This is a genomic window from Nostoc sp. CMAA1605, from assembly GCF_021596505.1.
In the GTDB taxonomy this organism is placed as follows: domain Bacteria; phylum Cyanobacteriota; class Cyanobacteriia; order Cyanobacteriales; family Nostocaceae; genus Trichormus.
In genome coordinates this window covers 1-24,124 of sequence record NZ_PJIZ01000118.1, presented here as the reverse complement: position 1 = coordinate 24,124, position 24,124 = coordinate 1, and the positions used below count along the sequence as shown (strand labels likewise).

Here is a 24,124-nt window from a genome sequence, read left to right as displayed (position 1 = left end):
TATGGGATTAGTGGGTGAATCGGGATGCGGTAAAAGTACACTATCGCGGACAATTTTACAGTTAATTCGCCCCACCTCTGGGAAAGTGGAATTTTTAGGACAAGATTTAACTAAATTATCCCGTCAGGAAATTCGCGCTTCCCGGCGACAAATTCAAATGGTATTTCAAGATCCCCACGCTTGTCTCAACCCAGCTATGACAGTGGGACAAAGTATAGGTGATCCCCTATTAATTCATAATTTAGCCGACGCAGCCAAAGCCAAAGAACAAGTTTTATGGATGTTAGAGAAAGTCGGCTTAACACCAGCAGAATTATATTATCAGCGTTATCCCTCAGACTTATCTGGTGGACAACAGCAACGAGTAGCGATCGCCCGTGCATTGATTACTCGTCCTAAACTAATAATCTGCGACGAACCCGTAAGTATGTTAGATGCCAGTGTACAATCGCAAGTGCTGGATTTAATGTTGCAATTAAAAGCCGAATTTGAGTTAACCTATTTGTTCATTACCCATGACTTATGGTTAGCAAGATTTTTATGCGATCGTATCGCCGTCATGCACGGTGGTAAAATCGTCGAACTAGGTGCAACCAAAGAAATCTTCGCTAATCCTCAACATCCCTACACTCAAACCCTCCTAGCCGCCGCACCCCTACTAGCAAGGACGTAAAATTAAATAATCCCAAAAATGTTGATTGTTAACTGTTAGTAGAGACAAAAATATCCATCCTGTCTCTACTAATAACTCATGACTAATGACTATTGACTATTGACTATTGACTATTGACTATTGACTATTGACCCTCAATCAATTTCACATTTTCTTTAGTTGTGCCATACAGTTCCACAAATCTTTTAAAAAGTAACATATTTGCTTGCTTTGATACTCTACTTAATTTAAAAGTATGTTCTATATCAATCTCTGCTAAATTACGCAAATACGGCAAATCTTCAAATAGAGTTAAGCAGGAAGCAAAATGCAATAAAATCTGCAATATCGGTTTTGGCCATTGGAGATCACTATAAATTTCGATAAATAATCTATGTTCTTTCTCATTGAGAGGAAAAGCATAAAATATTACTATTATTCTTTTATTATCATAGACAGGAATGCTCAATTCAATTGTGTGGGGAGTATGTAATATTAAATCAACCTCAACTATAGGCTGTCGCCAAATTCTTAAAGGATTAACAGGAGAATCTAAAAGAGTTTGAAACTTAATCATACCGCCAATCATCGTCGGGCGAAATTCACTAACCCGCAAAACTTTCAAGTTATTTAAACTAAAACTATGAACAGTTTCTAAATGTTTAAGATTCAATAAATGATAAATTTGGCAGAGATAAGGAAAAGGCAAAATATATTCTTGGCTGATCATGTGCCTTTTCTTTAGCTCAAGTTTATTCTCTTGAAATAAACACAAATATCCTTGATACTGCGTTATATCAATTTCTTTTACTGGGGTTACTTCTGGCTTTAAATATAGCCAAACTATAAAAAAGAAAGATGTTGTCAGCATCTGTACAATTTCCGTTACAGATACATAACCATCTGCTAATGCAGCCATACTCCTATCAGTTATACCGAAAATCCAAGACGGAATCCCAAACAACCAAACTCCTCTTTTAAATTTATTGATAAATTGATATATTTCTATATCTATAGTAGTATCTACTTTTGCTTGCTCATCATGATGATAATCTTTAGACATAAAAAGAGTTAATCAACATAAATTTTCAGTTATGACATTTATGCTAAGAAATAGTAATCATGATTAACTCTATCTAGAGTGGAAAATTATTGCTATTTACCTGAAAATTCACACATCAACCATAAAGTTTATTTAATGCTAATAGTTGACTCTCAGAAATCAATAGCAAAATAATCAAATTAAATTTCAGCTAACAGACATTGATTTTTCAGACTAGTTTGTAGTAAGGGCTTTAGCCCTAGTTTTTCAGAAACTTAAATGCACATTAGCCTAGCATTCATTTTGATCACAAAATCGGGATGTAGTGTAGTGTATTTCTGGCTTTTGTCTCAGCCGTCAATTATTTGTAGAAAACATAGAATTATTACTGGGAACAATGTATTATTTGTGAATGTTTTATCTACATCCTCTTGAACCCGGTAGCAATGAGCATCCGTCATGCAACTGAAACTGATTTACCTGCGATCGTCGCTATTTATAATGCAGCGATTCCCAACCGTCTCGCCACTGCTGACTTAGAACCTGTGTCTGTAGAAAGTCGCCGTCCTTGGTTTCAGGGGCGATCGCCTAGTTCACGTCCCCTGTGGGTAATTGAACAAAAGGGAGTCATCGCCGGTTGGCTGAGTTTTCAGTCATTTTATGGACGACCAGCTTATCACGCCACTGCTGAAATTAGCATTTATATAGCCCCAACTTTCCATCGATGCGGTTTAGGGAAGCAACTGTTAGCCACCGCCATCCACGAAAGCCCCAAGTTAGGTTTAAAAACTCTGTTGGGTTATATTTTTGCTCATAATCAGCCTAGTTTAAACCTGTTTCAATCTTTTGGTTTTCAAAAGTGGGGACATTTACCCCAAGTCGCAGAACTAGATGGTGTAGAACGAGATTTGGTAATTATGGGATTACGAATTTAGTAATTTGATGGTGTCGATTTGAGACTGGGAGATTTAGAATTTTTTGGTATTTATTGAAAATATCAAGATAAGATTTAATTTTTATAGTAATTGGAACTAAATTAAAAGATATTAATCTAAAATATTCACTGATCCCATAAAAATCTCAAATCCAGAAGGGATTGAAACTACCGTAATTATTTTTCATGAATTTGTATAAAACTATCACGACACTCAAAAATACTTTATATACCTCTACTGAAAAACTTTCTTGGAGACAAATTGCTTTACCTTTAATTTTAAGCATAGGATTTTCTCTATTCTATAGCTTTCTGGCACTACAAAAAGGCTTGAGAACCGCATATGTGGCTCAAGATGATGCCAGAGAATATGTATTTTGGATGCAAAAATTTGTAGATCCAGAATTATTTCAGCATGATTTGATTGCCGATTATTTCCAATCAATTACACCTTGGGGATATGCCAGTTTATATAAAATCATGGCGTATTTCGGTGTTGAGCCACTACTTTTAAGTAAAATCATACCGATTTTTTTAGGACTAATTATTACTATTTATTGCTTTTATTTATGTATCAAGATTTTCCCCGTTCCTGTGGCGGCGTTTCTCATCACTTTACTATTAAATCAAAGTCTTTGGTTTAAATCTGACTTGGTTTCTGCTACACCTAAGTCTTTTTTTACACCCATATTTTTAGCTTTTATATACTATCTCATCACTGGTTCTTGGTTAAATCTCTGCCTATTAATTATCTTGGCAGGATTGTTTTACCCTCCCTTAATATTCATCTGTTTAGGCATTTTATTAATAAGATTACGTCATCATTATTTATGGGTGATGACAATTACGGGGTTAGCACTTCTCGTCATGTTACCCTACATCTTATCTTCGGCCCAATTTGGCCCAGTGGTGACAGCTACTCAAGCTTTCATGATGCCAGAACTTTGGCCAGGAGGACGACATCCTTTTTTTCATCCCAATCCTTTACGATTTTGGTTGATTGGACAACATAGCGGAATCTTACCGCCATTAATGCCGCCTCTGATTTGGTTGGGGTTGTTTTTTCCACTATTGAGGCGAAAGGTTCACCAGTTCCCTTTGATGAATTTAGTGAATCCGCAAGTCAAAATATTGTCACAGATTATTATTGTTTCTTTGACGTTATTTTTCGCTGCCCATGCTGTCATACTCAAGTTATTTTTCCCGACTCGCTACACAATACACACCTTCCGTATTGTGATGGCGATCGCAGCTGGTATGACCTTAGCTGTAATCTTAGATTGGTTACTACGGATTTATCGCCAAAAACATCAATTTTGGCAACTCGGATTGGCAATAACTTTAATATCAGTTTTGTTGCTTTACCCACACCTTTCAGGACGCTTTCCCACCACAGATTATAGAGCCTCGACGGCATCAGCATTGTATAAATATCTCCAACAGCAACCCAAAGACAGTTTAATTGCTACTCTCTCAGATGAAGCAGATAATATCCCGACTTTTGCCCAAAGACCTATTTTAGTAGGGAGAGAATATGCACTACCGTTTCATCTAGGTTATTATACTCAAATTCGTCAACGGACTAGAGATTTAATTCAGGCTCAATATAGCCCAGATTTAACATTAGCAAAACAACTAATTCAAAAATATGGTATAGATTTTTGGTTAGTGGAAACTACATCATTTCAAGTTGAATATCTCACGAGTAAGACTTGGCTAAAAAGTTTTCAACCAGCATTTATGGAAGCTGTCAATAATTTATCACCAGAAAAAACTCCTGCATTACCGACAGTAACTAAAGCTTGTGCAGTAGTGGAAACAGAAAACTTTTTGCTGTTAAAATCCGAATGTATTATTAATTGGTAAAAAATACCCAAATAATTGCACAATAAATGCAGTTCATCTGGTGACTACCGAGACATGGCAACTAAACTTGCTGACGCACAAAATTTAATTTCTGACCTGATTTCCCGCTACTCATCCCATGTAGACTATTTGATGATTCGCATCGAGGAAGCAGAAGGAACAGATATCTTGTTGCGTGGCGACAAAGTGGAAACCCTCAGTGAAGGAATTTCCGTTGGGGGACATATCCGCGCTTGTTATAAAGGTGGCTGGGGATTAAGCAGTTTTAATCAGCTTTCTACCGTTCAAGAAAGAATCGAAGAAGCGATCGCAGCTGCAAGAATGGTAGGTGATGAAAAAACTTTACTTGCTCCTATCAAACCAGTACAAGCAGTATGCAGCCTACCCCTAACTGGGAAAAATCCGCGCCAAATTCCCCTCGCCCAGAAAAAAGAGTTATGCGATCGCTATACTGAATTACTAAAAAGCGTAGATCATCGGATTACTACCACCTCAGTCCGTTATAGTGACAGTTCCCAACGCGTCATCCTCGCTACCTCAGAAGGTACTCTCATCAGTCAGTCTTGGGTGGATATGGAAATGCGCTTTGCAGCCACAGCCAGAAACGGCGAAACTGTCCAGACAGGTAGAGAAACTACAGGTTCTCGCAAAGCCTACGAAGATTTAGTTAATTTAGATACACAAGTTAAAAGTGCCGCCCAGAGGGCTGTTGCCGCCTTATCTTTACCATCCGTCAAAGGTAATACCTACACCGTAGTTATAGATCCCATCCTTACAGGCTTATTTGTTCATGAGGCTTTTGGACATCTTTCGGAAGCTGATATGGCTTACGAAAACCCCGATTTATTAGAAGTGATGACTATCGGACGGCAGTTTGGCCCCGAAGAATTGCAAATATTTGATGGTGCAGCCCCAGAAGGACATCGGGGCAGTTACTTTTATGATGATGAAGGTACACCAGCCACCACCACCCAACTGATTAAAGACGGGATTTTAGTTGGGAGGTTACATTCCCGTGAAACCGCAGGTAAATTAGCGGAAACTCCTACAGGTAACGCGCGCTGTCTCAATTATCACTATACCCCGATTGTCAGAATGACCAATACTTGGATTGAAAGGGGTGAAACACCAGTAGCAGATTTATTTACTGGTATCAAAGAAGGAGTCTATGCCCGAAATTGGTTAGGTGGCATGACTAACGGGGAAATGTTCACCTTTAGCGCAGGGGAAGCCTGGATGATTAGAAATGGTCGAATAGCCGAACCAGTGAAAGATGTGACGCTTTCGGGTAATGTGTTTCAAACCTTAGCAGATATTGAAGCTATTGGTGATGATTTTTACTGGGATGAGTCTGGCGGTTGTGGTAAAGGTGGTCAGAATGGTTTACCCGTAGGTTGTGGCGGCCCTAGTCTGCGAATTCGGGATGTGGTTGTAGGGGGAGAGATTTAAGGACTTTCAATTTAAAAAATATACAATCACCTGAATGGCAAGGGGGCAGGGTGCAGGGGGAGAGACAGTTGTTTTGAAGTAGATAAATTGGATAGTTTATTCTCTGGAAGCCCCTAAACTAATTCGCAATACTCTAAAATTTTCTTGTGGGATAGGTTTCTAGACTGTTTGGTGCGGGATAGAAACCCGCACTACTAAAAATACTTTTAGTGAAATTATGCGATCGCTGTTCTCGGTAGATAATCGTAATTACACAGAGTTATAACTAAAAATATTAAATTAGACTGTCTTTCAAAGATTCTCATAATTCACAATATGCCAAAAGTATATCGCAATGCTGGACAAAATGTCCGTGAACTTGCTCTCAAAAGAAGATTGAAGGCGATTTCTTTATTTGTATCTGCGGCATTAATCACTATTTTCCCTAATTTTTTAGTATCAATCTTTAATAATTTTCTCAAACAATTACCATCTCTGAATTCAGCTGCAACACCTAAAATACAATTGCCTAGTTTACTTTATATTCTATTCGTATTTGTAGCGTTAGGATTAGTATTTAATGGTGTCAATCTTTGGAAAATGGCAAATCGTGCTGATCAAGGTGCAGCAGGAGAAGAGAATATTGCCAAATCATTAAATATATTAATGAAAACTGGTTGGCGAATTGAGTATGGCACTTTATTAGGCAATGGTTTAGGAGATGCAGATATTATTTGTACTTCACCGCGAAATAATACTTATGTAATTGATGTCAAATCCCATCGGGGTGAAATAATTACAGATGGAGGATACATATCACGAAAAATGGGCAAAGTTAATCATCAGTTTGAAAAAGATTTTATAGAAATGGTAATGAAACAAGCTTTACAGGTGAAAAAACAGAAACAATTGAATTTTGTCACACCAATCGTTGCTTTTTCTCAAGCTAAAGTTTCATTACCTTTAGAGAAAATCAGAGGAGTATATGTAGTTGATAAATTGAATTTAGTTACATTGCTCAAGTCTTTGGGGTGAAAATCAAATAAAATCTGACTAATTACACCAATTCATAAAAAATCTAATACAGATGCAAAGGCTAAAAGCTATTCTGGTTTTACTGCTTTAATGAGATAAGTTTGAAATGGTATTGGCTAGCGAAATATCCTAAAATATGGTTAGCGACCATATTAAATGGCGTGTTCAATCACAAACAAAACTATGATGAACTGGAAAATTGAGCAAGCCCAACAGCAGTTATCTCAACTTATCCAAGATGCGATCGCAGAGCCTCAACTGATTTACAATCAGGATCAACTTGTTGCTGCTGTGATAGAACCGGAATTATTTCAAGAATTCCTAAAATGGAAACACCAACATCATCAAAACTCCCTCGCTGATACCTTTGCTGAATTACGCCAAATCTGTATAGAGGAAGACTACAGCCTAGAAGTTCCTCCTAGAGAGGATCGATTCAATCCGTTGAGCAATTGATATTGTGGCTTTTTTGTGTGATACCAACATCATTAGTGAACTTGTTCGTCCCCAACCCAACCCAGGGGTAATTGCTTGGAGTAACCAAATATCCTCGATTTCCATCAGTGTAATCACCCTCGAAGAAATTACTTATGGTTTAGCTGCTAAACCAAACGCCAGAATTCAAGCTTGGTGGAACAATTTCCTTCAATCTAGCTGTCAAATTGTACCGATTACGCTAGAAATTGCCCAGTGTTGTGGACAGTTGCGAGGCCAGTTACGAACTGAGGGTAAACCCCGTTCTCAAGCAGATATGCTAATTGCAGCCACAGCACAAGTTTATCAACTTACGTTGGTAACAAGAAACATTAGGGATTTTGAAAGCTGTAGCATTACACTACTTAATCCATTTACCTAAAGCAACTATCATCATCTTGTGTGACTACTATAAACTCAATCAAGCATTGAGCATGATTATCACACGAGCAGGCAATAGAAATATTTACACAACCAGACAAATATAGAATATTTCACTTAGTTTGAAAAATATTCTGCACCATTTTCTTATCTGTACGAGCAGCAACTTGATCTAACTCAGCGATTTCCCCAGCATCTAATTGCCAACCCAACGCCCCCAAATTATCTTGTGCTTGAGCCACAGATTTCGCTCCAGGAATAGGAATAGTTCCCTTACAGATGCACCAGTTAATGGCGACTTGGGACATAGTTTTATTTCTCGATTCAGCTATAGCGCGTAAACAGGCTAACAGCGATCGCGCTCCTGGTAGTAATTGTCTAAACAATAAACCCCTGATACCTTTAGGGTAAGGGTTATTTTCTGAATATTTCCCTGTTAATATCCCCAATGCCAAAGGACTGTAGGCTATTAGCTGTATACCTAGTTCATCGCAAACCGCCTTTAACCCCAATTCTGTCACCGGATATGTTGATAGCAGCGAGTATTGTACTTGCAAAGTTTTAATTGGTATTCCCCGTGCTGCAAACTTTTGATGCACACGCCGCACTCTTTTAGTACCGTAATTCGATAACCCCACACCCTTAACTACACCTTGTTCATACAAGTCTGCCAAACCATCTAACAGCCCTTCTTCTTGCCAAGGGGCATAATTTGCCGTTGACCAGTGCATCTGCACTAAATCCACATTTCGCCCCAAGCGACGCGCTGAGGCGTTGCAAGCTTGAATCATCGACTGGCGTGTCCATCGCCAAGGATAAGCAGCTAATTTCGTAGCAATGCAGATATGCTCTTGATTTACGCCTTGATATGTGCGGGAAAACTTTCCTAACAGTAACTCACTGCGTCCTTGCAAGCGTCCTGTTCCGTAAGAGTCGCCAGTATCAAACAGCGTCACACCATGACTCACGCATAGGTTAAACACCGCTTGCAACTGGTCATCCATACTTTCGTCATATCCCCAAAGCAATTGGTTTCCCCAAGCCCAAGTGCCGCAGCCCATTTGTGGTAAAAATAATTCTGGTTGAGATTGCATATAGTCAATAGTCAATAGTCAATAGTCATTAGTCATTAGTCATTATTCATTAGTCACTAACCATTAATAATTTCTCCCTTGTCTTCCTTGTCTCCCCTGCCCCCTGCCCCCTGCACCCCTGCCTCCCCTACCCCCTGCCTAAATAACCAGCCATGCTACTAAACCCCAAAAGGGGATAAATCTCAGCCAGCGTTTTTTACTGCTTGGTGGTTCAATGTCACCGAGTAGAATGGCTTGAAAAACGGTAAAGCAAACTAAATCTACACAAAAGGCAATAGTTAGGCGATCGCTCATTAATTGCTGTACAAAATAATTGGCTCTTTGTGTCACGTCGCCAAATTCTGGTCTAGCAATTACAGCCCAAATTAAGGCAATAATCCCGACAATTAAGCCGACAAGACCAAAAATCCTTTTTAGCAAACTTTTATTTGACTGTTCATCCCCCATCATTACTGGATTTGTAGCTCTCACCGCCATATAGGGAATCAAAAAAGTATTAGTCAGGAACATCGCCAAAGACCAAATTAATAACTTGGGTGTATTCCGCGCCCTGTTATCAGCAAACATTACAGGTAAAAACATCAACATCCAAGCTTCAGCAAAATTAAACAGCGACTCTATCCAAGGATGGGACACTAATTCAGGGGCATTTCCCAACCTCAGAAGATGTAAAATCGGCACAATAAAAAAGAAATTTATCGACTCATGCCAAATTTCTTGTAAAGTCTGGGGTTGAATAGCCCACACTGGTTCACCTGGTAATAACTGACCTGGGGGAGACAACAACAAGACATAGATGTATATTGCTGCCATTATCCACAGCAGTTTTGAGGTGAGATGTTGAGATTCTTGTTGTTGCTGGTTGGATTGTGCCATTGTGTATGCTGAAAAATTTGAGCATAGACTTTATTTAATCAGAATAATGGCTCTTGTAATTGGAGTCAGAATTTTAGTCTTGACTACCACCCAGTAAGGAAAATTAACTAAGCTAAGTTCATGTCATCTCAAACAGCAGGGAAATAGTTATGACTACTGAGATCAACTTGCAGGCTAATCTACTCAATCATCTCAATAACGAGCAAACACAAGCAGACCCAGAGGTATTCCAATGGACAAAGCAGTGGTATCCAATAGCTGTGGTGGAATATCTTGACCCTTCCCGCCCTCACGCTATGCAACTATTAGGTAAGGATATCGTGTTGTGGCGAGATGGTGCAGGTAAATGGCGTTGCTTTGAAGATGTTTGTCCCCATCGACTTGTTCCGCTTTCCCAAGGACGGGTAGAAGCGGACGGAACATTGTTATGTGCTTACCACGCTTGGCGGTTTGATGGTCAAGGTCAATGTGTGAGTATTCCCCAGTCTATAGACCAGCAAACCGAAGCTAATAATTGCGAAAATCCCAAATCTTGCGCTATTGTCTATCCCACCCAAGAAAATCAAGGTTTATTATGGGTATGGGCAGAATCTGGGGAACAAGCACAAAAAGAAAGCCAACTGCGAAAACCACGTCTGGTTCCCGAATTAGAGGAAAAATCAGACCAAGTTGTGCAGTTATTTTGGAATTTCCGTGATTTGCCCTATGGATGGGATTATTTTATGGAAAATGTTGCCGATCCTGCCCATGTACCAGTTTCTCATCATGGGATTGTAGGCGATCGCTACAAAGATGCCAAATATTATGACATGATTCCCGTCCGTAAGATATCCACCCAAGAGGGCTTTGCTTTTGAAATTCAACCGACATCTGGCAATATTGAACAAGCAATTCACGACTTCCAGCCACCTTGTCACATGAGGATTGTGTCTTTTCCCAAAGATGGCGGTAAGTTCATTTTAGCTTTGTATGCTACTCCCACCCGTCCGGGCTGGTGTCGTCACATTGGTTGTCAAGTATTCGTCAAAAATTCCCAAGGTAAAACACCCGCAGGGTTATCAATTTTTGGTCTTCCCTTACCCACTTGGTTAGGTCATGTTTTAGCGTCTTTGTTCCTACACCAAGATATGCTCTTTCTGCACTACCAAGAAAAAGTGATTGCCCAAAGAAGAAAAGGTAAATGGCTCAGTGCCGTGTTTACACCTAATCCTCAAGATAAGATGGTGATTACATTACGCCAATGGCTAGACCAACGTGCTGGCGGCGGCATTCCTTGGGCGGAAGGCTACAGACATGATTTAGCTTTAGGAGAAACAGAACCACAACAGCTATTTGATGTCTGGAAAACTCACACGCAACACTGCACCGTTTGCCAAAATGCCCTCACTAACATCAATCGCCTGAAAGTATCCGCTTATATAGTGGCGGCTGTATTGTGCCTGTTAGCAGTCATGATAGATGCACGCATGGTAGCAACACAAGCGGCATTAGCACAATCTTTAACCGTGCTGCCACCGTTAGGATTTTGGTTAGCACTGGGAAGCGGAGTCTTGTTTGCAGTTGTGGGATATTTATTGCAAAAATTCAGCCGACTATTTTATGTCTATGAATTTCAACACTTTCGCAATCCGTAAATAAAATTTACACTCCTGCCACCCTAAAAATACTTACTTAGGTAATAGAAGTAATAACTGCGATCGCCAAACTGTGATTTTCCTTGCCAGTACCTACGTGCTAACACAGTAACATCAATTCTACAAGGAAAAACCACTCAAAAACCCTATTTTATTTACTTTCCAGCCCCTAAACCCCAATACCCAATCCCCAGTCCCTCATCCCCTAGCGTATTATTTTCTTGAAGTTTGTTCTCAAAACTTGCCTGATACCACTTAATCGTGTTAGGAATCGCACAGAAGGAAGTTGAAGTTGCTAAATACGAGTTATCCAAGTTAGAACAATGAACGCACTAACCTTACAGTGGTATGATGCCGGTCAAAATCACACTAAGCAAATATACGAACAACAGCCAAGTAAAAAACCTGGTACTATCCGTATCGGTAGAGATCAATCCCAATGCGACATTGTTCTAATTCCTGGGACTGTATCTCGGCTGCACGTAGAAATCTTTTTTAACTCTCAGCAACAAAGTTTTTACATCCGAAATTTACAGCCAAATAATCCCCCCTTAGTTGATGGACAGCAACTCATTCAAGGTGAAAGACCAATCAACCAAGGCAGCGTTATCCACTTAGGTCAAGTACAACTGCAAGTAGTTGCTGTCAATATTAATTCCATGCCAGCAACAATCATCAATCCAGTCCAACCAACTTCGCCACCTGCACAGCCACAGCAACCCGCATATCAAAATAGACAGGTAACTCCTCTAGGGCAACCACAACCACCAGCGTATCAAAATAAACAAGTAACTCCTCTAGGGCAACCACAGCAACCTGTGTACCAAAATAGACAAGCAACTCCTTTAGGACAACCACAACCACCAGCAAATCAACAGTTTACCCCTCCTGTACACAACCATCCTCCAGTACAAGGAAATTACGGCTTAGAGTGTCCCAAATGCCATAAAGTTTCCCCAGTAGAAAACCTACAAGTAGGTTGTCCTTGGTGTGGTACATCCCTAGCAGCAGCAGTCAGTGTTCTGGTAGCACCAGGGAATTAGGGGTGTAGGGGTGTAGGGGTGTAGGGGTGTAGGGGTGTAGGGGTGCAGGGGGCAGGGGTGTAAGGGGAGACAAGGAAGACAAGGAAGACAAGGGAGAAGTTATTAACAGTTAGTGACTAATAACTAATCACTAATAACTAATGACTAATGACTAATGACTAATGACTAATGACTATTGACTATTGACTAATGACTATTGACTAATGACTATTGACTATTGACTATTGACCAATGACTAACCAACAAATTCAAATCTCTTGGGAAGATCCCACAACAGGGGAACGGCGAGAACCAACATTAAATCCACCTATCGCCTTTGGTCGAGAATTTGCGCGTTTACCAGCAGAATTGAACGGCCAAAATGTAGCTCGAATGCTATTAAATAGTAGCCAAGTGTCGCGCTACCACGCTTTGATTACTTGGGAAAATCATCAATTAGTAGTCATTGACCAAGGTAGTGTCAATGGGGTGCTAGTTAATGGTCAAAGGCAACCGCGTAGTGTGATTAACAATGGTGATACATTGCAAATCGGCCCCTACATCATCTCAGTCACCTTTGCTAACAACACTACTGCACCAACTCAAGCGTTGGTTACTAGCTCTCCATCCATTATTCAATTTAACCCCAACACTAATCTCCCTGAACCCAGCTTACCAGCAGCACCCCCAATCACACCTTTGGGGGGTAATTTCCCACCTCCAGCCTTTCAAGCACAACAGGTAGTTGTACAAGCAGTTCATGCTACTGGTTTACCTGTAGATGAATGTGACTATTTAGCCGTGGGTGCGGGGCTAGGAAGTTTTATTTGGTCGGATTTATTAAGAATTAGCGGTGTTCGTGCAGAAAAAATCGTGGCATTGGGTTTAGAACCAGAACCTTACGCCCGTTATAAGCGTCTGTGTTTGAACTCCCAAATACCTTTACACGAAAGACTGCGTTCTAATTCTGATTCTTGTCCTGACAATATTTGGGGTTGGCCTAGCTATGCTTGGCGAGAAGCCTGGCATGATTTAGGTCATGGTAAGTTCAACACAGCATTTAAGTATTTGTGGCAAGTGTTTGGAGAACCAACCCTTATTGAAACTTATACTCCCCGTGCGGGTAATGTGTTCAACTCAATTGACCGAGAAGCCAAGCGCATCGGCTGGGATCAAATATATCGTTATGGACGAGTTAGAGCCATTCGTAAAACCGATGATGGTCGATATTGTGTAGCTTATTCACGCGGACAAGGGAATCACGCTTTTTTGGTCACTAGATACTTACACTTAGCTACAGGGTATCCAGCAATTCAATTCCTCCCTGATTTGCAAGCTTATAGAGAAAAATATCAAGATTTTAAATCCGTCGTGAATGCTTATGAAGCACACGATCATGTATATGAACAATTAGAACGTCAAGGCGGAACAGTATTAATTCGTGGACGGGGAATTGTGGCTTCCAGAATTGTGCAGCGTATTTATGAAGCCAGACGTAAAAACAATAAGATTACAGTTTTGCATTTAATGCGATCGCCTAAACCCCAAGGTAACAAATTTGACAAAGCCCAACGTTCAGTCAAAAATCATTACGAGTTTCAACCCTTCAACTGGCCTAAATCCTGTTGGAGTGGAGAACTTCGCGTCATGTTAGAACAAGCCACACCAGACGAACGTCAACGCCTACTCACAGACTGGGGAGGAACAACCACCGCCGACCGTCAAGACTGGCAAAAAATCACGGAAGATGGGCTAAAAGAGGGTTGGTATCAAATTACCTTTGGGGATGTATTAACGGTAGAAAGAGACGCACAAAACCGCACCATTACCCAAATCCAAGAAAAAGGCTTTGGTCAAATGAAATTGACTGCCGACTTTATTGTTGATGCTACGGGTTTAGATGCCAAAGTCCATGCTAACCCCCTACTAGATGATTTAGTTAAGCATTACAACCTACCCCTCAATTTCATGGGACGCTTGGCTGTCGCCAACAACTTTGAAATTCCAGAAATGCGAAATGGCAAAGGTCAAATGTATGTAGCCGGTGCAATTACCCTTGGCGGCCCCTATGCAGCCGTTGATAGTTTTTTGGGCTTGCAATACTCCGCCTTAGTTTCCGTCGATGGACTCGCCACCGCCCGCGCCCCAGGAGTAAGTAGTTTAAACCCCTTCAGTTCCTTTGGACAATGGTTAAAGTGGGTTTTCAATCAATCACCATAGGTAGTTATTAGTCAATAGTCAATAGTCATTAGTCATTAGGTAAAAGATTCTACCTTGTCTACCTTGTCTACCTTGTCCCCAGTCCCCAGTCCCCAGTCCCCAGTCCCCAGTCCCCAATCCCCACAATGAATCACAGTCCAGATAATCCTTTCTACAAACTGAAGGTTCGTTACCTATTTTGGCAGTTTGTAGTGATATCTTTTGCTATTGGATTCGTACAAGGCATAGTACAGGAAGCTACTAGAGAAAAATTTGATAGTCAAGCTTTAACACTCGTTCTCTATGTCGCTATAGTCATTTCACTCTCTCTGTGGACATGGGTAGATTTTGTCCGTGGGGGTGTGAATCTCAAATGCTTAGTTGGGAATATTCCTAGAAATTACAAATGGTTATCAGCACTAGGCTTGGTTTTGTTGATGATTATTTTTTCCATCAGTGCCTATCTGGTATCATTTTCTGTCATATCATTTGCAGCACCTACATTTATTGAAAGCGTGCTGCGTCAAGCTGCTAATGATCCCGGCCCAAGCATTGCTGCACCCCTATTTCAAAATTTGCTAGGAATTATCGTTTATGTAGTTGTAGCCCCAATCACCGAAGAATTCCTCTTTCGGGGGTTTATTCTGCAACGTTGGGCTGTTAAATGGGGTATTCGTACCGCTTTGGTAGTTTCTTCCGTCTTGTTTGGATTTTTACACGCTAACTTCGTAGGATTAACGGTGTTTGGTCTGGTCATGGGAGTTTTGTACATCAAAACGCGATCGCTCATTGTCCCTATTGTCTGTCATGCCTTTAATAATTTGATTGCATCAGGAATGGGATTCTTATCTGGTCAAGCCGAAACTACGACCACATCAGCAGTTAACTCTCTAGAACAATTGCGTTCTGGTTGGTGGGTGGGAATTTTGTTAATGTGCATCTCATTGCCTTTTTTACTGCGCTTCCTCAAACGGAATTGGCCACAGAAAGATGCTAGGCTACCTTATTTAATTAACGTTCAAGCCCTAGAAACTTGAAAGGCGATCGCAAAAAATACAAAAATATACTGTTTAATAGTGTAGAAATGTATAGAATCTTGTAAAAGTATAAAATAAAATCTCTTTTGAAATGCAAACATTACCAGTTCATTCCTCAATGCAGCTGTCTTTATCACCAAATCAATGTCAGCCTTTGAAGATTGTCGCACTGGGGGATAGTTTAGTATATGGCTTTGGCGATCCCGAAAACGGTGGCTGGGTAGAGCAATTACGGCGTTTGTGGATGTCACCCCACAGTTCCGGCCATGTCCTGTATAATTTGGGCGTAAGAGGCGATCGCACCCAGCAAGTAGCACAAAGATTAGAAGTAGAATTTCGTCATCGTGGCGAACTGCGAAATCGCGTCCCCGATTTAATTATCCTCTCCGTAGGAGTCAACGATTCTCCCCGCCTCGGTCGTCCCGACGGCAAACATTGTACAGACTTTACTATATTTGAATCACAAATAGCTGCCCTACTAGATCAAGCACAGCAACTATGTCCGGTACTATTTGTAGGTATGATTCCCGTCAATGAAGCAAAGATGCCCTTTCTAGACTGTTTTTACTATAATCATGCTGATCAATATCGTTACAAAGAAGCCACACGCCTAGCCTGTCACCAAAGACAAATTCCTTATCTAGATATTTTTGATCACTGGATGGCACACACAGAAACTTGGCGAAATCAGCGTTTAAGTTTAGACGGACTCCATCCCAACACTTTAGGTTATCAAACTTTGCTAGAAGAAGTTATAAATTGGGAAGCATTAGCAGCTTATTACACCCAACCTCAGTATCAACTAGTAGATTAGGGAGCGGGGGTCTGGGGACAAAGGGGACAAAGGGGACAAGGTAGACAAGGGTGATAAGGAGGAAGAATTATTAATAACTAATGACTAACGACTATTGACTATTGACTATTGACTATTGACTATCTACTATGACTCCTACTCTTTTCGGTCGTTGGCAAACTCGGTTATTACTACTGGCTACCGTCGGTGTAATAGTATCTTTACCTTTTGTATTTGGTATAGTTAACCCTAGTGCTACGGGTGCTATTTATTTTTGGGTACTTGGTTATGTCGCCATCTTTGGTTTAGTGTGGGACATAATCTATAACTTTTTACAAAAGTTTCGATGGGATAGAGACTGGCCTGCTGCTTATCAACTCCTTGCTGGTATTTGGGAATTAATCTTTGTTGGCTGTGGAGTCAAAATCTTTGGTTTTTTACCAGCCCCTGTCCCTAAAGAATTCATCCCCATAGATACTTTCTTATTACATTACAGTGTCGTCTGGCTATCTGTTTTTATTGCATCCCAAAGCATCATGCGAATTTTGTTTCCCCGTTCGCGATTTCGAGGCGGACAATGGCTGTAAACCTTTAATTTATGTCAGAAAAACTAATTGCAATCCCCGCTTCAGAAGCACCGGCTAGAACCAAGGCTTCAAATTATCCTGAACCATTTGCATCACACATGGTAGGTAGGGAAAAACACCCTCTTGGCGACTTATTTGGCTTGACAAACTTTGGTGTCAATTTAACACGGTTAGCTCCCCGCGCCATCTCAGCTTTGCGTCATGCTCACACTAAGCAAGATGAATTTGTATATATCCTAGAGGGATATCCTACACTATACACTGATGAAGGACGTACACAACTTTCTCCAGGTATGTGTGCTGGGTTCAAAGCTGGTACTGGTAATAGTCACCATCTCATCAACGAAACATCTGAGGATGTTGTTTACTTAGAAATCGGGGACAGAACACCAGGGGATGAAGGAAGTTATCCCGATGATGACCTCATAGCCGTGCTAGAAAATGGTAAGTGGAAATTTACCCACAAAGACGGTACACCTTACTAATGGGCGTTGCATCAATACGGGATTAATTAAGCCTTTGTAACAATGTTAACCAGCGATTTTTTGCGCCTACTCCGCGAAAAGCCGCTTTGCGTCTTTGCGCCTTTGCGTGAAACAAAAAACAATTCAGCAAAATCTTAAATTTACGTTAGATTAACACCAATCATAGCAATAAGAAAATCCCCAATTTTTTCCGAAATTGGGGATTTTGGTTTTTAAACTAAAAAAACTAGCTCCACTCTCATAGTAGCCAGTTATTAAAACCACTAAAGCGTATTCTTATGTGCTTATTAACTACTGATAACAACTTTACAACAATTAACATTAAACTCCAGAGCAAAGCATCATAAATGAACTACTAAGCTTGACATTATGACGCACTTGCAGAATCATCTTAGGGAAACCAGGTAGTGGCTCTTGAGGAAACTATGCACACAGTAATTCTCGTTCTGGTTGAAGTGTTAATTGTCATTTGTCTATCTCGATTAGTAGGATTACTATTCAAATCAATTAAACAACCTTTAGTAATTGGTGAGATTGTGGCTGGGATTATGCTCGGCCCCTCATTATTGGGTTTACTTGCTCCCCAATTATCAGCTACTTTGTTTCCGCCAGAAACTCTACCTTTTCTGAATGTTTTATCTCAGGTGGGACTAATATTTTTCATGTTTTTGATTGGGTTGGAACTCAATCCTAAATATCTCAGTGGACAGTTAGAAGTGGCAGTATTAACTTCTCATGTCAGCATTTTAGTCCCTTTTTCTCTCGGCACATTATTATCGTTACTTTTGTATCCGCTAGTTTCTAATGCTAGTGTTTCTTTTACTGCCTTTACTCTATTTTTAGGTGCGGCAATGTCAATTACAGCCTTTCCTGTATTGGCACGGATTATTACAGAAAATAACTTGCAAGGAACGCGTTTAGGAACACTGGCGTTAACTTGTGCGGCGGTAGATGATGTCACAGCTTGGTGTTTACTAGCAGTAGCGATCGCTGTAGCCAGAACTGGTAACATCATAGGTGCATTGCCGACAATTGCAGAAAGTTTCATTTATATTGCCTTGATGGTGACGGTAGGACGCTGGTTTTTACAACGTCTTGCAGCCCATTACCACCGCGCCGGGCGTTTGAGTCAACTGGTATTAGCGGGTATTTATGTCGCCGTCGTCGCCTCAGCACTGCTTACGGAATTAATTGGCATTCATTTAATCTTTGGGGCATTCTTGTTGGGTGCAGCTATGCCAAAGAATGCAGACTTAGTGCGCGAATTAGCCATTAAAACTGAAGATTTCGTCCTGATTTTTCTCTTGCCAATATTTTTTGCCTACAGTGGCTTACGGACGCAGATTGGTTTATTGAACCGTCCCGAACTCTGGTTATTGTGTGCAGTTGTGGTTTTAGTAGCGATCGCTGGCAAGTATATTGGTACATATATCGCCGCCCGTTTTAGTGGAATCAACAAACGAGAAGCATCAGCCTTGGGTTGGTTGATGAATACTCGCGGTTTAACCGAGTTAATCGTGCTGAATATTGGTTTGGAATTGGGGGTAATTTCTCCCTTACTGTTTACCATGCTGGTAATTATGGCTTTAGTCACCACCTTCATGACTTCGCCGTTACTGGAGTGGGCTTATCCCAAAAAACTGATCAAATTAGATGTAGTCGAACCAGAACCAATCACAGAGGACAATCTCAACACTACCATTTCCCATGATGCTTACCTACGTCCCTACCGGATTTTAGTCCCAGTTGCCAATCCCAGCACCCAAAAAGGCTTACTACAACTTGCTGTCACACTAGGACTCAATTTCCGCCAACCTGCTGTAGTCAATCCCCTCAGTTTAATTGAATTAGAAGAAGATTACGGTTTTGAAAATACTCCAGATGAAGCAGATAGATTAATTCTGCAACGTCGCCAGCAGTTAGAAGAGTTGATTATTACCCTGGAACCACCGACGACACAGCCTTTTGTTCATCCCATTGTGCAGATATCCAGCAACGTCGCCAGAGAAACAGCCCAAATTGCCAAACATGAGCAGGCAGATTTAATTTTAGTAGGGTGGCATCGTCCAGCCTTTAGTAATAATCGCTTGGGTGGTAGAGTCGGTCAAATTCTCAGCACTGTACCTGTAGATGTGGCTGTATTTGTAGATAGGGGTGGAGAGAGATTAGAAAGTTTGTTAGTTCCCTATTCTGCAAATATCCACGATGATTTGGCTTTGACATTGGCATTGAGACTATTAATCAATCGTGACACTTGTACATTGCAAGTATTACAGGTACACAAAGAAAACCAAGCCCATGAGGAATTGAGTTATGAACTCTACGCCATGATTGAGAGATTACCAGCCAGTGTGCGCGATCGCATCAATATCAAAATTATCCATGCTCCTGACCCCATTGCCGCCGTAGTTGCAGCCTCAGAAAGCGTAGACTTGACTATCGCCGGTACTAGCCGCGCCTGGGGAATTGAGCGTCAAACCCTGGGAAGATATACAGATGAACTGGCAATTCAATGTCGTTCTTCGCTCTTAATTACCCGCCGCTACAGCCAACTCTCTTCTCATTTAACCTCTGCACTGTCTGAACCGAATCATCAAGAGCCTATTGTCAATAGCTGAAAATTATGAACCATTTTAATTTTAAATCCCTGACATTTTATGCTACTGCCATCGGTTCAGTTCTGGTTTTATTTCAAAGCGTTACTTTTTATGGAGAAAAACACCTCCAAGCTTCTCCTGTCATTGATGGCGTTTATCGTCTGACCTTGACTGATAATGTACCTGAATGTCGGCGATCGCAACCTTTAACCTTAGACATTCAGCAGTCAGGAATCTACATCAACGCTTCTTTGTTACCAGCCACAACTAATACACCAATTCAAAAGCAGTATTCTCTCAAAGGCATCTTAAATCATCAGCAATTAAACTTAACAGGCGAAGTTTACCACACCAACCTTTGCAACATTGCTCCACCCCATACCCTGCAAGCTCAAATGCGATTAACAGAGGGTAAAAAGCTGCAAGGCAAAATAATTATCAGTACCATCGCGCAAAATTTAGAATTTAATGCTACACCTGAAGCAGCCCAGGCAGAAACCAAAAACTCAAATAGCCATTAAAATGTGGCAATTCATGAGGCAATCTCTAGGAACTTATTACACAAGTGCCTAAAAACAAAGGTCTAGAGCTAAATGCTAAAAGCTAAATGCTAGTAATTGTTACTCAGCACCCAGCACCCAGCACTCATTACTCTCCCTGCCTGATGGTGTAACCTCATCATAGATAAATTCATCATGCTTAATGGAATCTCAACCCAGCAACTTTTTCACAGGGGCAAACAACTATTTAGCATTAGTTTATTTGCTGCATTTATCCTGCCAACTACCAGTACAATTGCGGCTCAAGTCGCTCAGTTGAATAATTGGCGGTTTTCTCCACAAGCCGGTAAGTTAGAGATTAATCTTTCCATCGGGAAAACACCGAACTACTTTTACCTATCTGAACCGCCACGCCTGGTTATCGACATTCCTGAAACTAAACTAGGTCAAATACCAACTCAGAAAAATTTTACTGGTGCTGTCCAACGTGTTCGCGTTTCTCAATTAAACGCCAATATGACTCGTATTGTCCTGGATTTAGCCAATGGCGTAGCCATAGATCCCAATCAAGTTAAACTACAACCCGTTTCCAAACAAAATCCTACTCGCTGGGTTTTACGTCCTGCTTTCATTAGTGGTTCTCAACCATTGAACAACGCGAAAAATCCACCAAAAAACCCTTCTTCCACACAATACACCCAATATAATTACTTACAATTACCCAGTACCTTAACCCCAACATTCGCTAGTCCCCAACAACCCTTGGTGACTGTACCCCCCCTCAATTCCAAAAATTCTGTTTCCACACCAAATTCTTCGCCATCTTTCCCCACTCCGACCATTTCGACTCAACCCAAAACCTCGCCTAACATCACTAATCCCGTGGTTATTGAATTTGGTCAGCCCATACCTAAGTAAAATTATTAGGGAATGGATAATAGGGACTGGGGTTAATAACTATTGCCCATTCCCTGTTCCCTATTCCCTTTCGAGCCTAGAATCTTTCTGTCTCCTGTGTTTGTTCAACCGCTCCTGGCTGAGACAAGAAGAAATTTTGCCCTGCTTCATTTTGATAAATACATCTAATATCGGGCTTTTCATCTAAAGTACCAGTATAACCAAACGTATTCAGACGATTCTTACATTCTCTCACTTGGTCAGAACTCACTAGCTTGCGCTGCTCTAAAATTGCCCAGTTATTTTGACGAATTACACACCCAGGACGCATACTTGGTTGGGCAACATAAACATTAAAAGGGTTGAGAGTTACAAATAATCGAGCATCCATCACCATTGCACTTGCTCCATACTGGACGCAAATCTCAGGATTCGGTGCTTTGGTATCAATAAAATCACGGGAAGCTACGTTAGATGGAGTGAAAGTAGCTGTGGAACTAAAAGCAATCCCAATCCCAATTCCCAGAACAAACACCCCTGCCAAAATAGCAATAGTGGTGAAGTTAAACATAGAAGATGGGAAACTAGAAGGCTTAGATGTAGTAGCCGCTCTACCAGTCGATTTACGTCTCATTTGTACTGATTAACCTTCACGCCTGAAAAATTTGGGAGTGTCTCCCTATTTCAGTATGCCGATTATTGAGGAGATTTGCCTGCAACTTTTCAGATAATATTGAACCTTTTACCTTGGTGTTTGTCACCCGTCGCGTTCCCACCAAATTAGCAGCGAAAAAATGTAAAGTAATATTTACGAAAATATTTGATACCTGACTGAACACAAATAAAGTGAAATCTATAACAGACTCATTCTGGGTTAGTAAGCTCAAAGCTTCGCAACTGCAACTTATTTTAGCGGACAGTTTGACTATCTTTTGGGGAGAGTGGATAGATTTACGCGTTAGAATCGCGCAAGTAGCTGCATCTGGTTTAGTTTCTCCACTGATTTACATTGTCGCTTTTGGTTTGGGTTTAGGTAGTGCCATTAAACCAGGTTCTGGCATCAGTGGTAATTACAGCAACTATCTAGAATTCATGTTGCCGGGAATGGTGGCGTTATCATCAATGACTATTAGCTTTGCTGGAACGACGTTTTCAATTTGTGGAGATAGGCTATTTAGTAAAACCTTTGAAGAATTATTACTGACTCCCATACATCCCTTAGCGTTGTATTTTGGTCAAATGTTAGCAGGAATTGTGCGGGGGTTAATGACTTCTGGCTCTGTGGTTCTGATAGCTTTGCTATTTACAGGTAACTGGCATTTTCTCCACCCGTTGTTTTTGCTATTGCTGGTATTGAACTGTGCCGTGTTTGCAGGTTTGGGTGTAATTGTTGGTTTATCAGTAAAATCACTCGAATCAGTGGGACTTTACAATAACTTCGTGATTGCTCCCATGTCGTTTTTAGGAGCGACTTTCTTTGATCCTGCTACATTACCCACTGCCTTAAAGTAGTGGTTTACCTGTTCCTTTAACCTATGCCAGCACTGGACTACGGGCAGCTGCTAATTTACCTTTATCTCAGTTTCCCTGGTACAGCATACCAATATTACTGGCGATCGCGATCGCTATTGCTTTTTGGGGTGGTTATAAATTCGCCCACCAACAAGACTAACCACAAACAAAGTTTTTCAAAGTTTCTGATTTGTCATCTCCACAAAACGCTAATCTGACCAAAAGAGTGCTGAGTAACGAGTGCTGAGTAAAAAGTAAGATTAATTGCACGGGCTGAACTTCGCGCTCAATTTATCTATGAAAAAAATAAGACATTTTTTTCGAGACACTTAAGTGCAAGAAAAAATACGTCCTTATTTCCATCCCCCAGTTTTAACTATGGGGTTGCACTCAGCACCGGCTAAACGCCGCGCTACCGCTAACACAACTCACCACTCAGCACTACTGAATGGATATCGTGGAGTCAAATCCAGTCATGACTAAAGTTTCCAACATTCGTCAGTTGTTAACTGATGGCAAATTAGGGCTACTACCGTATTTAGATCAACGCTTGCAGGAAATTGCCCAAACCTGGTCACAAACAGAAAATTTGCAACTACAGCCTTATGATCTCCGGTTTGGTAATTGCAACACCTCCGCAGCCAATGAACCCAGACCAGTTATTAACCAGTCAATTGCTTTGCAGTTTTTTATCTTAGGCAACCCTCAAAATAGATTGGAGTTATTGCTACTAGCCTCAGAACTGCAAAACGATGTAGACGCAGCAATTTTTGAATGGAGTAACCGCGAATGGTATCAGTTTGAGAAGCCATTAAAGCGACCAGTAACACAAATTACAGGCAACTTAGAGTATGAAATCCTAGAAAATCAAAATAATACTTGCCGTATAACCCTGGAACGTCAATTTGATTTAATTTACTTAGTTAGTTTTTAAATAACAGGGAACAGGGAACAGGGAACAGGGAACAAGAAGTAGATAATTGTATTTTCTCTCCCTGCACCCCTGCTTCCTCTAACCTGCTTGATAACTAGTAGAGAAAGTATCCTTGAGGGGTCGCCAACGGAAGGAGCGATCGCCG

General features: G+C 40.9%; 23 protein-coding genes and 1 pseudogene. 20 read left to right on the top strand and 4 right to left on the bottom strand.

The genetic code is table 11. The features are described 5' to 3' along the window. Positions 1-673, top strand: a 673-nt coding sequence (locus CV014_RS26385) for an ATP-binding cassette domain-containing protein (protein ID WP_236144730.1), incomplete at its 5' end; no start/stop codon positions are given. Between the two features lie 124 nt (positions 674-797). Here the strand turns inward: CV014_RS26385 and CV014_RS26380 are convergent. After that, positions 798-1,715, bottom strand: a complete 918-nt coding sequence (locus tag CV014_RS26380; RefSeq protein WP_236144729.1) for a hypothetical protein — start codon at positions 1,713-1,715, stop codon at positions 798-800. A gap of 425 nt (positions 1,716-2,140) precedes the next feature. Here CV014_RS26380 and CV014_RS26375 point away from each other — a divergent pair, with 425 nt between their 5' ends. The 6 genes from CV014_RS26375 to CV014_RS26350 all read left to right on the top strand — a co-directional run bounded on the left by CV014_RS26375 (position 2,141) and on the right by CV014_RS26350 (position 7,813). Continuing rightward, a complete protein-coding gene (locus CV014_RS26375) occupies positions 2,141-2,629 on the top strand; it encodes a GNAT family N-acetyltransferase (RefSeq protein WP_236144728.1) in 489 nt (162 codons plus the stop codon). Between the two features lie 185 nt (positions 2,630-2,814). Then, entirely contained in the window at positions 2,815-4,494 is a 1,680-nt protein-coding gene (locus CV014_RS26370) for a hypothetical protein (RefSeq protein ID WP_236144727.1), read from the top strand. A 54-nt stretch (positions 4,495-4,548) separates the two neighbouring features. After that, on the top strand, positions 4,549-5,943 hold the full coding sequence (locus CV014_RS26365; protein ID WP_236144726.1) for a TldD/PmbA family protein: 1,395 nt from the start codon (positions 4,549-4,551) through the stop codon (positions 5,941-5,943). 315 nt (positions 5,944-6,258) lie between these two features. After that, positions 6,259-6,957, top strand: a complete 699-nt coding sequence (locus CV014_RS26360; RefSeq protein ID WP_236144725.1) for a nuclease-related domain-containing protein — start codon at positions 6,259-6,261, stop codon at positions 6,955-6,957. Between the two features lie 183 nt (positions 6,958-7,140). After that, on the top strand, positions 7,141-7,413 hold the full coding sequence (locus CV014_RS26355; RefSeq protein WP_225977453.1) for a prevent-host-death protein: 273 nt from the start codon (positions 7,141-7,143) through the stop codon (positions 7,411-7,413). A gap of 4 nt (positions 7,414-7,417) precedes the next feature. Continuing rightward, entirely contained in the window at positions 7,418-7,813 is a 396-nt protein-coding gene (locus CV014_RS26350; RefSeq protein WP_236144724.1) for a type II toxin-antitoxin system VapC family toxin, read from the top strand. A gap of 112 nt (positions 7,814-7,925) precedes the next feature. Here CV014_RS26350 and CV014_RS26345 read toward each other — a convergent pair whose 3' ends face one another. Then, the gene (locus CV014_RS26345) at positions 7,926-8,906 is read right to left on the bottom strand and encodes an aldo/keto reductase (protein WP_236144732.1); all 981 of its coding nucleotides are present in this window, start codon (positions 8,904-8,906) and stop codon (positions 7,926-7,928) included. Positions 8,907-9,044: 138 nt separating this feature from the next. Further along, on the bottom strand, positions 9,045-9,782 hold the full coding sequence (locus CV014_RS26340) for a hypothetical protein (protein ID WP_236144723.1): 738 nt from the start codon (positions 9,780-9,782) through the stop codon (positions 9,045-9,047). Between the two features lie 149 nt (positions 9,783-9,931). Here CV014_RS26340 and CV014_RS26335 point away from each other — a divergent pair, with 149 nt between their 5' ends. The 10 genes from CV014_RS26335 to CV014_RS26290 all read left to right on the top strand — a co-directional run bounded on the left by CV014_RS26335 (position 9,932) and on the right by CV014_RS26290 (position 21,554). Next, the gene (locus CV014_RS26335) at positions 9,932-11,416 is read left to right on the top strand and encodes an aromatic ring-hydroxylating dioxygenase subunit alpha (RefSeq protein WP_236144722.1); all 1,485 of its coding nucleotides are present in this window, start codon (positions 9,932-9,934) and stop codon (positions 11,414-11,416) included. 323 nt (positions 11,417-11,739) lie between these two features. Then, on the top strand, positions 11,740-12,459 hold the full coding sequence (locus CV014_RS26330) for an FHA domain-containing protein (protein ID WP_236144721.1): 720 nt from the start codon (positions 11,740-11,742) through the stop codon (positions 12,457-12,459). A 231-nt stretch (positions 12,460-12,690) separates the two neighbouring features. Continuing rightward, positions 12,691-14,658, top strand: a complete 1,968-nt coding sequence (locus tag CV014_RS26325) for an FHA domain-containing protein (RefSeq protein ID WP_236144720.1) — start codon at positions 12,691-12,693, stop codon at positions 14,656-14,658. Between the two features lie 125 nt (positions 14,659-14,783). Further along, complete coding sequence (locus CV014_RS26320; RefSeq protein ID WP_236144719.1) at positions 14,784-15,674, top strand: CPBP family intramembrane glutamic endopeptidase; 891 nt, start codon at positions 14,784-14,786, stop codon at positions 15,672-15,674. Between the two features lie 91 nt (positions 15,675-15,765). Next, entirely contained in the window at positions 15,766-16,488 is a 723-nt protein-coding gene (locus CV014_RS26315) for a GDSL-type esterase/lipase family protein (protein ID WP_236144718.1), read from the top strand. Positions 16,489-16,616: 128 nt separating this feature from the next. Further along, entirely contained in the window at positions 16,617-17,054 is a 438-nt protein-coding gene (locus CV014_RS26310; RefSeq protein WP_236144717.1) for a hypothetical protein, read from the top strand. Positions 17,055-17,065: 11 nt separating this feature from the next. Further along, positions 17,066-17,539, top strand: a complete 474-nt coding sequence (locus tag CV014_RS26305; RefSeq protein ID WP_236144716.1) for a cupin domain-containing protein — start codon at positions 17,066-17,068, stop codon at positions 17,537-17,539. 425 nt (positions 17,540-17,964) lie between these two features. Then, positions 17,965-20,157: a cation:proton antiporter gene (locus CV014_RS26300; protein ID WP_236144731.1), complete on the top strand. Its 2,193-nt coding sequence runs from the start codon at positions 17,965-17,967 to the stop codon at positions 20,155-20,157. 5 nt (positions 20,158-20,162) lie between these two features. Further along, the gene (locus tag CV014_RS26295) at positions 20,163-20,657 is read left to right on the top strand and encodes a hypothetical protein (protein ID WP_236144715.1); all 495 of its coding nucleotides are present in this window, start codon (positions 20,163-20,165) and stop codon (positions 20,655-20,657) included. A 174-nt stretch (positions 20,658-20,831) separates the two neighbouring features. Continuing rightward, entirely contained in the window at positions 20,832-21,554 is a 723-nt protein-coding gene (locus tag CV014_RS26290; RefSeq protein ID WP_236144714.1) for an AMIN domain-containing protein, read from the top strand. Positions 21,555-21,630: 76 nt separating this feature from the next. Here CV014_RS26290 and CV014_RS26285 read toward each other — a convergent pair whose 3' ends face one another. Then, positions 21,631-22,167: a DUF3172 domain-containing protein gene (locus CV014_RS26285; protein ID WP_236144713.1), complete on the bottom strand. Its 537-nt coding sequence runs from the start codon at positions 22,165-22,167 to the stop codon at positions 21,631-21,633. Positions 22,168-22,388: 221 nt separating this feature from the next. Here CV014_RS26285 and CV014_RS26280 point away from each other — a divergent pair. The 3 genes and pseudogenes from CV014_RS26280 (at position 22,389) to CV014_RS26270 (ending at position 23,979) form a co-directional block, all read left to right on the top strand. Then, positions 22,389-23,205: pseudogene (locus CV014_RS26280) on the top strand (ABC transporter permease). A gap of 173 nt (positions 23,206-23,378) precedes the next feature. Next, the gene (locus CV014_RS26275; protein WP_236144711.1) at positions 23,379-23,528 is read left to right on the top strand and encodes a hypothetical protein; all 150 of its coding nucleotides are present in this window, start codon (positions 23,379-23,381) and stop codon (positions 23,526-23,528) included. Further along, positions 23,521-23,979 (top strand): hypothetical protein, encoded by a 459-nt coding sequence (locus tag CV014_RS26270; protein ID WP_236144710.1) that lies wholly within the window; start codon positions 23,521-23,523, stop codon positions 23,977-23,979. Before CV014_RS26275 ends, CV014_RS26270 begins: the two co-directional genes overlap by 8 nt. Positions 23,980-24,124 lie beyond the last annotated feature (145 nt).